We start from the raw sequence: 15,768 nt of genomic DNA, 5'->3' as shown, positions 1-15,768 counted from the left end.
AACGTTCCACGGCGCGTGTCCCTTCTTTCTGGTGACCCTAGAAGGAGGACCAGCATGTCACGACGCGTTTTGATCTCCGGAGCGAGCATCTCCGGCCCCATGACCGCCTATTGGCTCGCCAGACGAGGCTTCGACGTCACCGTCATCGAACGGTCCGATAGCCTCCGACTGGGCGGCCAGAACATCGATCTGACCGATGCCGCCCGCGACATCGTGCGGATGATGGGCATCGAGGACAAGATCAAGGCGCAGCATACCGGCGAGAAAGGTCTGCAATTCGTGGACAGCGACGGCAAGGCCGCAGCCAGCTTCCCGACCGACAAGAAAGGATCGCTCACCCGCGAGATCGAGATCCTGCGCGGCGATCTGGTCGAGATCATCGTCAACGCCAATCCCGACAGCGTCGATTACCGCTTCGGCGAGACGATCGAGGAGATGACCGAAACCGGCAACCAGGTCGATGTCCGCTTCGCCAGCGGCAAGACGGACTCCTTCGATCTGGTGATCGCCGCCGACGGCATGAACTCCTCGACCCGAAAGATGATCGTCAACGAGCCCGATCAGGAGAAGTATCTGGGGTGCTGGTCGTCCTATTTCACGATCCCGCGGCTCGAGCGCGATAACGACTGGTGGCGCTGGTATACCAGCCCGACCGGCGTCATCGCCTTCTTGCGACCTGACAATCAGGGCACGATGCGCGCCTCCGTCAACTTCCTCAGCGACGAAAGCGATCCCCCGCATATGTCGCTTGAGGACAAGAAGGACCGCCTGCGCGCCCGCCTCGACGGCGCAGGCTGGGAGGCGGACCGCATCGCGGACGCCCTGACGGATGTGGAGGACATCTTCCTCGGCCCGCTCCACCAGATCAAGGCAAGCCGCTGGTCGAACGGCCGGATGGTCCTGGCCGGAGATGCCGCGCACTGCCCCACGCCCTATACCGGCATGGGCACGACCCTTGCGGTCATCGGCGCCTATGTCCTGGCCAACGAACTGGCCGAGCATGACGACCACACCAAAGCCTTCCAGGCCTACGAGGACAGGTTCCGCGCCTTCGCCGAAGCCTCGCAAAAGCTCCCGCCCGGCGTGCCGGATCTGGCCTATGCCAATTCAAAGCTAAAGGTGAAGCTGATCAATTCCGGCGCAGCCATCGGCGCCTCGGGCCCCGTTCAGTCCTTGATCTCGCTCTTCACCGGATCGGGAAAGGACAAGAACGACTTCACCCTGCCGGATTACGCAGAGCCGGCGGACAAGGCGGCAGCAGACCAACGCGCCGCCTGATCCAAGCCGAACCGGGCAAGCCTGCGGCGGACACGCCGCGGGCCATCCCAGTTGCCGTTTCAACACAGCAAATAGCGACGCCGCGAAAAAGCATTTGCCGCAGCCCGGGTCTGCCCTTAGGAGAGCCGCCTGACATGTGCCCGGGGCACCCCAATCGCCCCTCAACCAGGAAAGGGCAGACCATGCTGAATTGCTTATCCGCCCGTCTGGGCCCGATCACAGCCTAAGTCCCCACCGGCCTCTGTGATCCCGTATCGGTCCTCCCGCCGATCCATCTGTCTTACAGTCTTCAGGTTCGATCCAATGGACAGCTCTGTCTTGCCGGAACGCGCACCCGCCCTCCCCGGCGGTGCCGCGCCATCGAAATCTCGTCCGTTCCCTCTTCGGATCCAGGATAGCCGTCCTCCCGCCCCGGCGCACGGGGGATCCATCCATCTTGTCCCGAAGACACCCCGTTTCTACGAAAGCGTCCCCCCATGGACCTTCTGACCACGACACTCACCGCAGCCGTTCAAAGCGACTTCTTCGCAGGCGGTCTGGCTCTCGGCGCATTCGGCCTTTTGGCCGCCTCCCTGCGCCTTGGGGGCCAGATGCTCCACCGGATGATCTCGCGCCGCATCTGGACCAGCCTGACGCTCGACAACCGCAGCACGGCCTATCGGCATTTCTACATCTGGATGGAGCATAACGACGTGCTCGCCGGATCGCGCCATGTCCGCATGACCGATGATCGCTGGGCCATCGGCACCAAGGGTTACGCGCCTGCCCCGGGATCGCACTGGTTCATCCATCAGGGCCGGATCTGCCGCCTAGACCGCGACCTCAGCGAAAAAGCCAAAGTCGGTGCGCCCTACGAACAGCGCCCGATGGAAACGCTGCACCTGACCATCCTCTTCGGCCAGATCGGCACGCTCCTGCGCTGGATCGACGAAGGACGCCGCATCGCCTGCACGAAGGATCGGATCGGGCCGGGCCTGCATATCCTCAAGGGCGATTACTGGGACAGCCTCGGCGACGTCCCCCGCCGCCGGATCGACACCGTGCTCGTGGACGACGACCGCATCGAGCGCGTTCTTGAGGATATGCGCTGGTTCTACGCCGCCCGCGACTGGTACGCCAAGCGCGGCGTGCCGTGGCGGCGCGGCTATCTCTTCCACGGGCCGCCCGGCACCGGCAAATCCAGCCTGATCCGGGCGCTCGCCTCCGAGCTTTCGCGCGACATCGCCGCGCTGGATCTGGGCCGCCCAAGCCTCGGGGACGACGATCTGCGGGACGCGATGGCCTACGCCCCCACGGGATCCCTGATCGCTATCGAGGATGTCGATGCCGTCTTCACCCGCCGCGACAGCGCCGAAAAACCCACAGGCGTCAGCTTCTCGGGCCTGCTCAACGCGATCGACGGCGTGGCCGCGCAGGAAGGCCGCGCGCTGATCATGACGACCAACCACAAGGAAAGGCTGGACCCCGCCCTGATCCGCCCGGGCCGGGCCGATCTCCATATGGAGCTCGGCCTCATCAGCGCCGCCACGGCGACCCGCCTGTTCGAAAGGTTCTTCCCCGAAGACCGCGCGCTGGCCCGGCAATTCCGAACCCGGTTGGACGGGCACCGCATCAGCCCGGCAGCGGTGCAAGGCTGGCTGCTGGCAAGCAGCGCGGACCCGGTCCGGGCGGCAGGCGCATCGGGCCTGATCCCCGCCGGGCCGCGAATCCCGCCGCCGGATCGCCCTTGCCGGGCGGCGGCGTCGCCATACCGTCTGCCCATCCCCCTTTCCAAACCGTAAGCCTACCCCCAGTTAATCTTAACGCGCCCCTCGCCGGAAAAGAGCTGTCCATGCCCGTCTTTGCCTCTCAAATATCCAAACCCGCCGCTCTCCTTCTCGCGCTGGTCTCTCCGGCTTACGCGGATCTCGATCTCGGCCCCGATCCGCTCCCCGATCTGGTTCCGCTGAACGAGCTGACCGAGGATGACGTCTGGCCCTCCTACCGCGCCATCCGCTGCGCCGCGCTCTACGATGCGCTCGACCGGTTCGATCTGCCGCCCGCCGCGCTCGGCGCGGGCGGCGATGCCGCAAGCCTCGCTGAAAGCTTCGAAACCGCCGCCATCCAGGCCTGGCGCATCGGCGCGGGCCAGCCCGAGCAGGAGGACAGCTTCTTCTCCTCGGCCGCCCCCGCTCCCATCGCAGGCGGGATCGAGCTGATGTCCGTCAGCTACCAGGTCCGCCTCTCCACTGCCTTCATCGAAACCGGGCGGCCCGTGCGGAACGGCGATCTTGTTACGCTCGATCTGGCCCATTGCACCGCGATGATGGGCCGCGCACCCTTGCCAGCGCCCCCCGCCGACTGACATATCCAAAGCATGGCCCAGAACACCGATCACCCCGCCGACCCGTTCAAGAAAGCGCTCGCCGACGCGACCCGCACGCTCGCTGACGATCCCGATCTGGGCGTCACCTATTCCGTCGACCCTCCGGGCCAGACCGGCGACACGATCCGCCTGCCGCAGGTCTCCCGCCGGATGACCGCCGATGAAGTGCTGCTCACCCGTGGCACCGCTGACGCCTACGCGCTCCGCCACCGCTACCACGACGACGGCACCTTTCAGAAATACGCCCCCCAAGGCCAGATGGCCCGCGACCTTTACGAGGCGATGGAAACCGCCCGGATCGAAGCCGTCGGCGCCCGCCATATGCCCGGCACGGCAGGCAATATCGACGCCAAGATCGGATCGGAGGCTTCCCGACGCGGCTACGACCAGATCCGCGATCCGGCCGAGGCGCCGCTCAGCGTCGCGGCAGGCTACCTGATCCGCCATCTGGCCACGGGCCGCACCCTGCCGCCTGCCGCCGACAATGTCATGCAACTCTGGCAAGGCTATATCGAGGAACAGGCCGGCGGATCGCTCGAGACCCTGCAGGAGGCGCTCGGCGACCAGCAGCAATTCGCCCGCCTCGCCCGCCAGATCATCGACGATCTGGGTTACGGCGACCAGTTGGGCGACGATCCCGATGACAGCGACGACGCCTCCGAGGACGACGCCGAGGACAGCGGCCAGGACGATGACCAGCCCGACAGCACCGGGCAGGACGACGATCAGCGCGACGACGAGATGGACGCCGCCCCCGAGCAGTCCCAAGAGGACCAGCAGGACGCCTCCCAGGCCCAGGTCTCCATGGACGACATGGCCGAAAGCGAGATGGGCGAAGAGGCCGAGATGCCCGAAGGCGAAGCCCCGCTCGAGCCGCCTGCCCCGCAACCCGTCTCCGAGGCTGATCCCAACTACGACGTCTACGAGACCGCCCATGACGAGGAAATCCGCGCCGAGGACCTCGCCGATCCGGCCGAACTGGAACGCCTGCGCGCCTATCTCGACCAGCAGCTCGACCCGCTTAAAGGGGCCGTCTCGCGGCTCGCCAACAAGCTTCAGCGCCGCCTTCAGGCCCAGCAGAACCGCGCCTGGGAATTCGACCTCGAGGAAGGCATGCTCGATGCGGGTCGCCTCGCCCGCGTCGTCGCCAACCCCACGACGCCGCTCTCCTTCAAGGTCGAAAAGGACACCGAATTCCGCGACACGGTCGTCACGCTGCTCCTCGACAATTCCGGCTCCATGCGCGGGCGCCCCATCTCGATCGCCGCGATCTGCGCCGACGTGCTCGCCCGCACGCTCGAGCGCTGCCAAGTCAAGGTCGAGATCCTCGGTTTCACCACCCGCGCCTGGAAAGGCGGCACCTGCCGCGAAGCGTGGCTCGCCGCAGGCCGCCCCTCCCAGCCGGGCCGCCTCAACGATCTGCGCCACATCATCTACAAATCCGCCGACGCCCCGTGGCGGCGGACCCGCGACAATCTCGGGCTGATGATGAAAGAGGGGCTGCTCAAGGAAAACATCGACGGCGAAGCGCTCGAATGGGCGCATCGCCGCCTCGTCCACCGCCCTGAAAGCCGCAAGGTCCTGATGGTGATCTCGGACGGTGCCCCGGTCGATGACAGCACGCTGTCGGTGAACCCCGCGAATTACCTCGAAAAGCACCTGCGCGACGTGATCGCCATGGTCGAGAAGAAGAAGCTGGTCGAACTGCTCGCCATCGGCATCGGCCATGATGTGACCCGCTACTATGACCGCGCGGTGACGATCACCGATGTCGAACAGCTCGCCGGGGCGATGACCGAACAGCTCGCTTGTCTCTTCGATCCCGACCCCCGCGCCCGCGCCCGCGTCATGGGGATGCGCAAGGTCGCCTGAACCGGGGCCGGACCCGATTTAATCAATCTGGCCCTGAGAGAGATGATTGTGCACGTCGTTGCGCGACCGGACCTCCGCTCGCGGCGTTAATCAGGCACGACGCCGAAAATCCACCGACCAGATACCGACGCGATACCGACCGGATACCGAACGCTCAAATCCAAGCCCCGCTTGGCGTTAACCGCTGATTCTCTGGGATCTGCCGCAAAGGGTCCGGGCGCGCCCTCAAGACCCTCGACATCCGCCTTCCCACGGGGCAGCAAAGGACATCTCCAATGAGGATCGCGCCGATGCTTCAGACCTTCGCTCCCTCGACCTCGCCCGATCAGTCGCCTCCGCGCCTCGCCGCGCTCAGGCAGCAGCTCGAAAGCAAGCAGCTCGACGCCTTCCTGATCCCCCGCGCGGACCGCTTCCAGGGCGAATATGTCGCCCCCGCCGACGAGCGTCTAGCCTGGCTCACCGGCTTTACCGGCTCGGCGGGTTTCGCTGTCGTAACCTCTTTAAAAGCCGCGCTTTTTACCGATGGGCGCTATACGCTTCAGGGGCGGAGCCAGACCCCGGATGAGATCGATATAGTCGGCATCCCGGGCACGAAACTCGCCGATTGGCTGGGCGAGCATCTGGGCACCGGCCGCGTCGCCTATGACCCGTGGCTGCACACGGCAGGCCAGATCGAAACGCTCCGCAAGACGCTCGCCCCGGGCCTCGACCTGATCCCGTCGGACAATCTCGTCGACCTGGTCTGGGACGACCGGCCCGAGCCGCCCGCAGAGCCCTTCAGCGCCTATCCTGCAAAGCTTGCCGGTCAGACATCGGCAGGCAAAATCAACGAGATAGCGGACAAACTTCGCGAAGCGCACCGCTCCGCCACGGTCTTGACCCAGCCCGACAGTCTGGCCTGGCTGCTGAACATCCGCGGCTCCGACATCCCCCGCAATCCGGTCCCCCACGCCATGGCCATCCTGCACGAGGACGGGCATCTCGACCTCTTCGCCGCCGAGGAAAAACTGGCCGGGCTCGACGACCATTTCGACGCTGATATCACCCGCCGCGACCCCGGCGAAATCCTGCGCTATATCAAGAAGTCGAGCAGCCCCGTCCAGGTCGATCCCGACACCCTCCCGGACCGGATCGCAACCGTTCTGGCGGATGCCGATATCACCGTGGAACACGCGCCCGATCCCTGCCTTTTGCCCAAGGCCCGCAAGACCGAAACCGAGCTGGCCAATACCCGCGAGGCGCATCTGCGCGACGGCGCCGCCGTGGTCGACTTCCTCGCCTGGCTCGACGCACAAGCCCCCGGAACCGTTGACGAAATCACCGCCGTCACCGAGCTGGAGAACCGCCGTCACCAGACCGGCCAGCTTCTGGATATCTCCTTCGAGACCATCGCGGGCTCCGGCCCCCACGGCGCCATCGTGCATTACCGCGTGACGAACGAAACGAACCGCACCGCCCAGCCCGGAGAGCTCTTTTTGATCGACAGCGGCGGGCAATATATCGACGGCACAACCGACATCACTCGGACCGTTCCGATCGGCGAACCCACTGAAGATCAACGGAAAACTTACACCGCTGTTCTGCAAGGCGTCATCGCCATCTCGACCGCGCGCTTTCCCAAAGGCACCGCCGGACGCGACCTCGACCCGCTCGCCCGCGCCGCCCTGCGCCGCATCGGCCGCGACTACGACCACGGCACGGGCCACGGCGTCGGCGTCTACCTCTCCGTCCACGAAGGCCCGCAGCGCCTCTCCAAAGCCTCCCAGATCCCCCTCGAACCCGGCATGATCCTCTCCAACGAGCCAGGCTATTACCGCACGGACGATTTCGGCATTCGCCTTGAAAACTTGATCGCGGTCGAGCTGCCACAGCCTCTCGACGGCCAGGACGACCGCGACTGGCTCGGCTTTGAGACCCTGACCTGGGTGCCCTTTGACCGAAGGCTAATCGACACGAGCGCACTGGCCCGGTTCGAGAGAGATTGGATCGATGCCTACCACGCTGAGATCATGGAGAAAATCGGCGGCCGGGTGACAGAAACCGACTGGCTCGCCGGGGCCTGTGCCCCTTTGACACAGAGCGCCTGACCCGTCACTGTTAGCGCGATCACTGGGGAGAACTTGACGATGGCCGATCACATCAAGATCCGCAAAGTAGGCGGAAAATGGACCGTCCGCGCCGGTGGCGCCGTCTTGGGCGAAAGCGCAAATGTGCTCGAGCTCAGCGAGGGCGACTACCCGGCTGTGATGTACTTCCCCCGCGACGACATCGCGATGGCCTTCCTCGATGCGTCCGGCCGCACGACCTATTGCCCGCACAAGGGCGAGGCACGCTACTTCCATATCGTGGCCAAGTCGGGCCAGATCGATGATGCAGTCTGGTCCTACGAAGACCCGAAATCCGGCGTTGCCGAGATCAAGGATCACCTTGCGTTCTACACCGATCGCGTTGCGGTCGAGCAGATCTAGGGCGGCAAATTCTTCTAGAAGAATTTGAAGAATTTTCTAGAAAATTCTTGCCCTTAGCGGCATCCGGTTATGAATGCTCCTCCGCTGCCGTCGCGGCGAGCGCCCGATTGAAAGCCTTGAGCGCGTCGACCTGAAAGAGAGCGCCCCACAGCTCCGGCGGTCCGTCCTTCACCCGGCGCACGACCGGAATGAAGGCATAGTTGCCCGCCTCGAACATCGGCATCGCCTGCTCCAGCGTCGCATCCGCATCCAGAACAACCCCGCGAGAGATCATGTCCCGGCATTGCTCCTCGGACGCCGCTTTGGGATGATCCGGCCCCCGCATCACGCTGGCCACTTTGAAGACGCCGAGCAGATAGGCCTGCGGCCCTGCCGCCAGATGCACCCCGCGCCGCTCCAGCTGGGTAAGAAAGAACGACCGATCAACGAGCCTTGAGGCTACCGCTGTCGACATCGACACCGACGTCATCACCGCGATCCCCGTCTGCCAGTCCCCTGTCAGCTCGAAGACGATAAGCGTCGTCGAAATCGGTGCTCCCAGCACCGCCGCCGCGACCGCGCCCATCCCGGCGAGCGCATAAAGCGTTCCGGTCCCCGACACATTCGGGAAAATCCCCGTTGCGACCAGCCCGAAAGCCAGCCCCGTCAATGCTCCGATCATCAGGGACGGAGAGAACACGCCCCCTCCCATCCGGCCTCCGACCGTGATCGACACCGCGATCACCTTGAGGATCACAAAGATCACCGCCTCGCGAAAGCCCAGCGTTCCCATCAGGGCCAGCGAGGTCGTCTCGTAACCGACCCCGATGATATGCGGATACCAGATCGCGAGGCCCCCCAGCAAAAGCCCGGCGACGGCAGGCCTCAGGTAGCGCGGCAAGCGCGTGCGCCCCTGCACGTGGTTCGCCACGTCGTCGGCCCAAAAGATCGCCTTCATCTGCACGACCGCGACAAGCCCGCAGATTAGGCCCAGGATCAGGAAGGCGGGCAATTCCACATAGAAGATCAGGGCGTTAGGCTCAGGCAGTGTGAACTCCGTCAGCCCTCCGAATTCCAGCCGGTTGATAACGGTCCCGGCAACCGAGGCGATGACGATCGGCGCGAAGGCATGAACCGCAAAGTGCCGCAGGATGACCTCCATCGCGAACAACGCACCCGCGATCGGCGCATTGAACGAGGCCGACACCGCCGCCGCAACCGCGCATCCCAGAAGATCCCGCCCGGTGATTCCGTCCGCCCGGATCGCGTTCGAAACATAGGTCGACATCACCCCCGCCAGATGGACGACAGGCCCCTCCCGCCCGGTCGATCCCCCGGTTGAGAGCGTGATGAAGGAGGCCAGGGTCGAGATCAGACCGCGCCGCCGCTGCACACGGCCATCGCTCAGCGCCGCCCCTTCGATCACGTCAGCGACGCCCCTGACGCGCCCATCCTCGGTGAAAAGATGCAGGATGATCCCGACGGTTGCGCCGCCGAGCACAGGGATGATCAGAACCCAGTACCAGTCCAGCGAGGCGGCAAAGGAATGGAGCAGATTGACATCGTCCGTGCCGTAAAGAAACGCCTGCAGCGCATCGATCCCTTTGCGGAAAAGAAGCGCGGCAAACCCTGCCGCGATCCCGATCATCAGTGCGATGAACCAGAACTGAATTTGCGACGGCCCTTTGTGCCGTACCACGTAGATCCCATCGCGGCAGGACTTCAGCACCATCCGCGCGGTATCACGCAGAAAACCAGAAGACGAAGGCGGATCCGAAGGCGTCACAGGACTCAAGGCTCATTCAGGCGCGCCAAGGCGGAGAGCACGCAGTATCACCGGGATATCCGCTCCGCCTGCCCATGCTAGGTCAAAGCGCGAGGCGCTCCAAGCAAGATCTTGGCGGGTCTTGTCCCCGAATCGCGCGACAAGATCCAATGCAACCTTCGCGAATGAAACTCTTTCATGACGAGGCATCCGGGTCTCATCCCCCCTTGGGGGGGATTGAGGATTAATGCACCTTTTGTTAATTATTATCTCATAAGAGCGACGGCCTCTTAGCCAAGGTTTCGCTCATCGACCATAGATCAGGGGAAGACAAAACGGGTTTAGACGTTGTTTTCGCTGCCAATTTTTTAAACGACATATCGGGGTGGCTCCATGTTGGAGCCGCCCTTTTTCGTGGCCGGACCGGAATCTGAACCAGCCCGCATCGCGCAAGAAAAGCAGAAAACCGGCAGATCAAGGTCGGAAACACACTGTTCTGACTGAGGTAGAGCACCTGTCCGACGTCCCTGATCACCCGGATCGGACGATCCCTGTCATTGCGCTTCGATCAATACCCGTGCCGCCTCGCGCGCAGCCTCTGTGATCCGGTCACCCGAGATCATCCGCGCAATCTCATCCACCCGGTCCCCCTCCTCCAGAGGCGTCACCGTCGACAGCGTCGTCTCCGCCTCCTGCCGTTTCTCCACCCGCCAGTGATACCCGCCGCGCGCCGCAACCTGCGGCGAATGCGTCACCACCAGAACCTGCCCGTCCTCCGCCAACGAGGCAAGCCGCCGCCCTACAGCATCCGCGGTTGCGCCGCCCACCCCACGATCGATCTCGTCGAAGATCAGCGTCAGTCCCGAAGCCGTGCCCGTCAGGCATACCTTGAGCGCCAGCAGAAACCGCGACAGCTCCCCGCCCGACGCGATCTTGGCCAGCGGACCGGCCGGCGCGCCCGGATTGGTCGCGACCACGAAGGCAACATCGTCAATCCCCTCAGGCCCGGGCGACCCCTCGGCAATCTCGGTCGAAAAGATCGCACGCTCCATCTTGAGCGGCGCAAGCTCGCCCGCCATTGCTGCGTCCAGCCGCGACGCCGCCGCGCGCCGCGCGCCGCTCAACGTCAGGGCCGCCGCTCGATAGGCCTCATCAGCTTCAGCGGCGGCGTCGCGCAATGCCGTGATCTCACCGGCCCCACTCTCAAGGGCCGCGACCTTCGCCCGGATCTCCTCGGCAAAAGTGCCAAGATCGTCAGGCGCCACCCCATGCTTGCGCGCCAGTCCCCGGATCGCGAAAAGCCGCTCCTCGGTATTTTCGAGCGCATGGGCATCGAAGGACAGCCCCTCCAGCGCCTCAACGACCCCGCCTTGCGCCTCGCCAAGCTCGACCATCGCGCGCTCCAAAGCGGCCAGCGGCGCATCAAGCCGCCCCTCCGCCTCTCCGGCCACGCCCTCGAGCCAGCGCAGCCCATCCGTCATCTGTCCTTCGGCGCCCTGCAGTCCAAGGGCCTGCTCGGCCCGCCGGATATCCTCGCGGATCTTCTCAGCGGCCTGCATCAACCGCCGCTCGGTATCGAGCGTCGCCTCCTCGCCCGCCTCGGGGTTCAGCGCATCCAGCTCGGAAACCGCGTGGCGCAGGAACTCCTCCTCCGCCTGAACCTCTTGCAAACGCAGCTCGGCCGCCTCGACCGCCGCCATCGCCTCACGCCGCGCCTTCCAGCCCGCGCGCACGGCCTTTCGCTCAGTCTCGACCCCGGCGAACTGATCCAACAAAGCCCTGTGACCCCTGGGATCGAGCAACCCGCGATCGTCCTGCTGTCCGTGCAACTCCACCAGCCGGTCCGACAACGCCCGCAGGACCTCACCCGAGACGCGCCGGTCGTTGACCCAGGCCGTCTTGCGCCCATCGCGCGCATTCACGCGCCGCAGGATCAACTCTCCGTCAAAGCCAATCCCGGCCTCCTCCAGCACCTCTGCCACAGGATGATCGTCCGCCAGATCGAACCAGGCCGTCGCCTCGCCCTGCTCGGCCCCGGCGCGCACCAGCTCGGCCCGGCCGCGCCAGCCCAGAACGAACCCCAGAGCATCCAGAAGGATCGATTTGCCCGCCCCGGTCTCTCCGGTGAGCACGTTCAGACCAGGCTGGAACCGCAGCTCCAGCCGGTCGATGATCAGCATGTCCCGGATGTCGAGCCCGCGCAGCATGTCAGATCCGGAAAGCCCGCGTGCCGCCCGAGGTCACAACCACTGGCCGCGCACGACCTGACGGTAGATCTGCGACAGCCAGTTGTCGCCCACCGGCTCGGCGCGCAGCCCTTGCCCGGTCAGCAGCGCAAAGCTGTCCTGATACCAGTCCGTTCCGCGATAATTGTAGCCCAGGATCGCGCCCGCCGTCTGCGCCTCGTCCGTCAGGCCCAGCGACAGATAGCTTTCGACCAGCCGGTGCAGCGCCTCGGGCGTGTGGGATGTCGTCTGGAAATCCTCCACCACGATGCGAAACCGGTTGATCGCCGCCGCATAGTGCCGCTTGCGCAGGTAATAGCGACCGATCTCCATCTCCTTGCCCGCAAGGTGATCGAAGGCCAGATCGAATTTCAGGATCGAGGAGCGCGCGTAATCGCTTTCGGGATAGCGCTCGATCACCGTGCGCAAGGACTGCAAAGCCTGAAAGGTCAGCCCCTGATCACGCCCGACCTCGTCGATCTGATCGTAATAGGACAGCGCCAGAAGATATTGCGCATAAGCGGCATCCTCGTCGGCGGGGTAGAAATCGATATACCGCTGCGCCGCCGCGCGGCTGTTGGGATAGTCGCGCGCCTGATGATAGGCGAAGGCCTGCATGATCAGACCGCGCTTGGCCCATTCGCTATAGGGATAAAGCCGCTCGATCTCGCCAAAGAAGAAGGCCGCGTCATCCTCGTTGCCATCGGCGAGCTCGAATTCACCACGCTCATAGATCTGCTGCGCGGAAAACGCCTCAAGATCGCTGCCCTCGGCATCCGGAGCCCGATTGCCGCCACAGGCAGCAAGTGTTCCCATCAGCAGGACGGTCATTGCCATCCGGGCCCATGCCCTGCCCCAGCTCATTTCCCGATGACCTCTCGTTCGTCGCACGGTGTCTCACCGCTGCCCTTCGGGACCATCTAGCATGAAAAAATCCGGGGCAAAATGCCTTTGCGACCGATCCGGCGTCAGAGCAGGATCAGGCCACAAGTCGCAGATCGTCAACGGCAATCCCGGTCCCGGGCAGCCGCCGCATCTGCGCACGATCGCAGGTTACGACCCGCACCGCATCCGGCGTCGCAAAGAGGACCCGCAGCAGCGCATTGGTCAGCGCATGACCGGCCCGAATGCCCTCATACCGGCCAAGGATCGGCGCGCCCGCCGTCGCCAGATCGCCAAGCGCATCCAGCATCTTGTGGCGCACAGCCTCATCCGCGTGGCGCAGGCCGCCGGGGCTCAGAACCGACGCCCCATCGACGACGACGGCATTGTCCATCGACCCGCCAAGGGCCAGCCCTTCGGCGCGCATCGCATCCACATCCGACTGGCGGCAGAATGTCCGACTGTCGCACAGCTCGCGAATGAACGTACCGTTGCCCATATCCAGGACCTTGCGCTGACGTCCAATCGCCGGATCGGGAAACTCGATGGTGAAATCAATCTCCAGCCCGTCCGCAGGAAGCAGCTTGGCTGTCGAAAGCCCCGCCTTCACCTCGACCGGACGCAGGATCTCGAAGGCCCGGACCGGCGTATCGAGCCGCTGCAGTCCGACATCGAGGAATTTGCGGACAAAGCCCGCAGCACTTCCGTCTAGGATCGGAACCTCGGGACCGTCCAGCTCGATCTCGGCATTGCCGATCCCGCACCCGGCCAGCGCAGCCATGATGTGCTCGATCGTGGAGACGTCAACACCGCCCTCGCCCACCAGACGCGTGCAGAGCGGAACCTGCGCAACGCGGTCCCATAGAGCCGGGATACGCACAGCCTTGTCCAAACGGTGAAACCAAATGCCGTGATCTGCCGCGGCCGGACGAACGGACATGCGAACAGGTCGGCCGCTATGCAGGCCGATCCCGTTAAACTGCGCCGTTGTCCTCAGTGTCGTTTGCAACAGATGCCTCTGACGATTGGTTAAGATTTCGCTCATCGTCAGCTATGGGAGAGGCCCGCGCAGTACAATTCACGCTTTGCAACGGCCTGAAACAGAGGGGACCGGAACATGGCAATAGTTTGCTTTCGCGCCCTCAACCCTTTGTTGTGGAATAGAAAAAGCCGCCCCGAAGGGCGGCTCTCTTTTTTCAGATTGTGACCGGCTTTAGTTCGCCTGACGCCGCAAGAAGGCGGGAATCTCGATCCGTTCCTGGTCGGGATCGACCGCAGGCTCGGGTTGGGCCGCCGGTTGGGGCCGGCTCATCCCCGGTTGAACACGCGGCAAATCAGCCTCGTCCTGGGGGTGTCCGGTCATCCGGTTGATCAGCGAATTGATCCCGAAACGCGGCTTTTCTTCCTGCTCGGCGGCAGGCTCGGCGGCGCCGGGTGCTTTCTGAACCGCATGCTGCAATCGCGCCATCGTCTCGGCGGAGGGCTGACCGGGAGTTTCGGCGTTCTGCATTACGACCGGCTCAGGCGCGGCCTGCTGAACCGGCTCGGGCTCAGGCTGATAGGCCGGGGGAGGCATATCGCCTTCGGACCAGAGCGATTCCGCAGCAGGCTCATCGACCGGCGCATAGCCCGGGAAAAGCTCAGGCTCTTCCTGCTGCGGCTCGGCTTCGGCGACCAGCGCGATTTGCGGCTCCGGGGCAGGTTCGGCCACCGGCGCGTCCTGCGTCTCAAGCGACACCTTGTCGGTCAGCGGCGGCCCAGACAGGCTCCGGCGCGGCAGCGGCGTCTCGGCGTGGCTCTCGGCGGCATCGATACCGGTCGCCACGACGCTCACGCGCATCTGCCCTTCCATCGTGTCGTCCAGGGTCGAACCGACGATGATGTTCGCATCGGGATCCACCTTCTCGCGGATCTTGTTGGCTGCCTCGTCCAGCTCGAACAGCGTCAGATCATAGCCGCCCGTGATGTTGATCAGCACGCCCTTGGCGCCATTCAGGCTGATCTCGTCGAGCAGCGGGTTGGCAATCGCCTTCTCTGCGGCCTCGATCGCGCGGTTCTCGCCATCGGCCTCGCCCGTGCCCATCATCGCCTTGCCCATCTCGTCCATCACGGCGCGCACATCGGCAAAGTCGAGGTTGATCAGACCCGGCCGGACCATCAGATCCGTAACGCCCTTCACACCCTGATAAAGGACATCATCGGCCAGCCCGAACGCCTCGGTAAAGGTCGTGCGCTCATTGGCGAGCCGGAAGAGGTTCTGGTTGGGAATAATGATCAGCGTATCGACGACCTTCTGAAGCGCTTCGACGCCCTCCTCAGCCTGCCGCATCCGCTTGGCACCCTCGAACTGGAAGGGCTTGGTGACGACACCGACCGTCAGAACGCCCAGCTCCCGCGCCGCCTGCGCAATGATCGGAGCGGCGCCGGTCCCGGTGCCCCCGCCCATCCCGGCGGTGATGAAACACATATGCGCGCCCGCCAGATGATCGACGATCTGCTCGATGCTCTCTTCGGCAGCAGCTGCCCCGACCGAGGGCCGCGCCCCGGCGCCCAGCCCTTCGGTGACCTTCACGCCAAGTTGAACCCGGCTCGGGCTCTTGGAGCTTTGCAGCGCCTGCGCGTCGGTATTGGCGACGACGAATTCGGTGCCTTCCAGCTCCTTTTCGATCATGTTGTTGACCGCGTTGCCACCGGCACCGCCAACGCCGAACACGGTGATCCGCGGCCGAAGGTCGTCCTGCCCGGGCATGGTGAGATTAAGTGCCATATCTGCTCCGCCTGTTATGTCGCCCGCGACGTCTGACGCGCCGTCGGATCTGCCTGCTTTGTCCCGACTTTAGAGCGCAAAGCCCCCTACGTCACGTGTAAAGAGCGCTTTTGCTACAAAATATTGCAGCTCCCGTGACCCCAATGGCGGGATTTGGCCCACTCACC

The 15,768-nt window shown here is 64.5% G+C and carries 11 protein-coding genes; 6 read left to right on the top strand and 5 right to left on the bottom strand.

Translation table 11 applies throughout. The annotated features are described in order from the left end of the window. Window positions 1-54 precede the first annotated feature (54 nt). From AAD018_RS13035 to AAD018_RS13010, 6 genes are all read left to right on the top strand, one after another. Window positions 55-1,278: an FAD-dependent monooxygenase gene (locus AAD018_RS13035; protein ID WP_367314522.1), complete on the top strand. Its 1,224-nt coding sequence runs from the start codon at window positions 55-57 to the stop codon at window positions 1,276-1,278. 476 nt (window positions 1,279-1,754) lie between these two features. Next, window positions 1,755-3,059, top strand: a complete 1,305-nt coding sequence (locus AAD018_RS13030; protein WP_367314521.1) for an AAA family ATPase — start codon at window positions 1,755-1,757, stop codon at window positions 3,057-3,059. A 50-nt stretch (window positions 3,060-3,109) separates the two neighbouring features. Beyond that, entirely contained in the window at window positions 3,110-3,622 is a 513-nt protein-coding gene (locus tag AAD018_RS13025; RefSeq protein ID WP_367314520.1) for a hypothetical protein, read from the top strand. Window positions 3,623-3,634: 12 nt separating this feature from the next. Beyond that, window positions 3,635-5,515: a cobaltochelatase subunit CobT gene (gene cobT / locus AAD018_RS13020; RefSeq protein WP_367314519.1), complete on the top strand. Its 1,881-nt coding sequence runs from the start codon at window positions 3,635-3,637 to the stop codon at window positions 5,513-5,515. A 290-nt stretch (window positions 5,516-5,805) separates the two neighbouring features. Further along, entirely contained in the window at window positions 5,806-7,602 is a 1,797-nt protein-coding gene (locus AAD018_RS13015; protein WP_412005278.1) for an aminopeptidase P family protein, read from the top strand. A gap of 39 nt (window positions 7,603-7,641) precedes the next feature. Then, entirely contained in the window at window positions 7,642-7,983 is a 342-nt protein-coding gene (locus AAD018_RS13010; RefSeq protein WP_367314517.1) for a DUF427 domain-containing protein, read from the top strand. 67 nt (window positions 7,984-8,050) lie between these two features. On the opposite strand, the gene AAD018_RS13005 is transcribed toward AAD018_RS13010, so the two are convergent. The 5 genes from AAD018_RS13005 to ftsZ form a co-directional block, all read right to left on the bottom strand. Further along, window positions 8,051-9,694: a chloride channel protein gene (locus tag AAD018_RS13005; RefSeq protein ID WP_367314516.1), complete on the bottom strand. Its 1,644-nt coding sequence runs from the start codon at window positions 9,692-9,694 to the stop codon at window positions 8,051-8,053. Window positions 9,695-10,281: 587 nt separating this feature from the next. Continuing rightward, window positions 10,282-11,934 (bottom strand): DNA repair protein RecN, encoded by a 1,653-nt coding sequence (recN, locus tag AAD018_RS13000; protein WP_367314515.1) that lies wholly within the window; start codon window positions 11,932-11,934, stop codon window positions 10,282-10,284. A gap of 33 nt (window positions 11,935-11,967) precedes the next feature. Beyond that, complete coding sequence (locus AAD018_RS12995; RefSeq protein WP_367314514.1) at window positions 11,968-12,816, bottom strand: outer membrane protein assembly factor BamD; 849 nt, start codon at window positions 12,814-12,816, stop codon at window positions 11,968-11,970. Between the two features lie 115 nt (window positions 12,817-12,931). Then, window positions 12,932-13,843, bottom strand: coding sequence for a UDP-3-O-acyl-N-acetylglucosamine deacetylase (lpxC, locus tag AAD018_RS12990; protein WP_367314513.1), 912 nt, complete (start codon window positions 13,841-13,843; stop codon window positions 12,932-12,934). Window positions 13,844-14,047: 204 nt separating this feature from the next. Continuing rightward, on the bottom strand, window positions 14,048-15,601 hold the full coding sequence (gene ftsZ, locus AAD018_RS12985) for a cell division protein FtsZ (protein WP_367314512.1): 1,554 nt from the start codon (window positions 15,599-15,601) through the stop codon (window positions 14,048-14,050). Between the last annotated feature and the right edge of the window lie 167 nt (window positions 15,602-15,768).

Source organism: Aestuariibius insulae (assembly GCF_040783535.2).
GTDB classification, from domain to species: domain Bacteria; phylum Pseudomonadota; class Alphaproteobacteria; order Rhodobacterales; family Rhodobacteraceae; genus Aestuariibius; species Aestuariibius insulae.
Note: the sequence above shows the minus strand (reverse complement) of the source record. Positions and strands in the feature narration are given on the sequence as shown.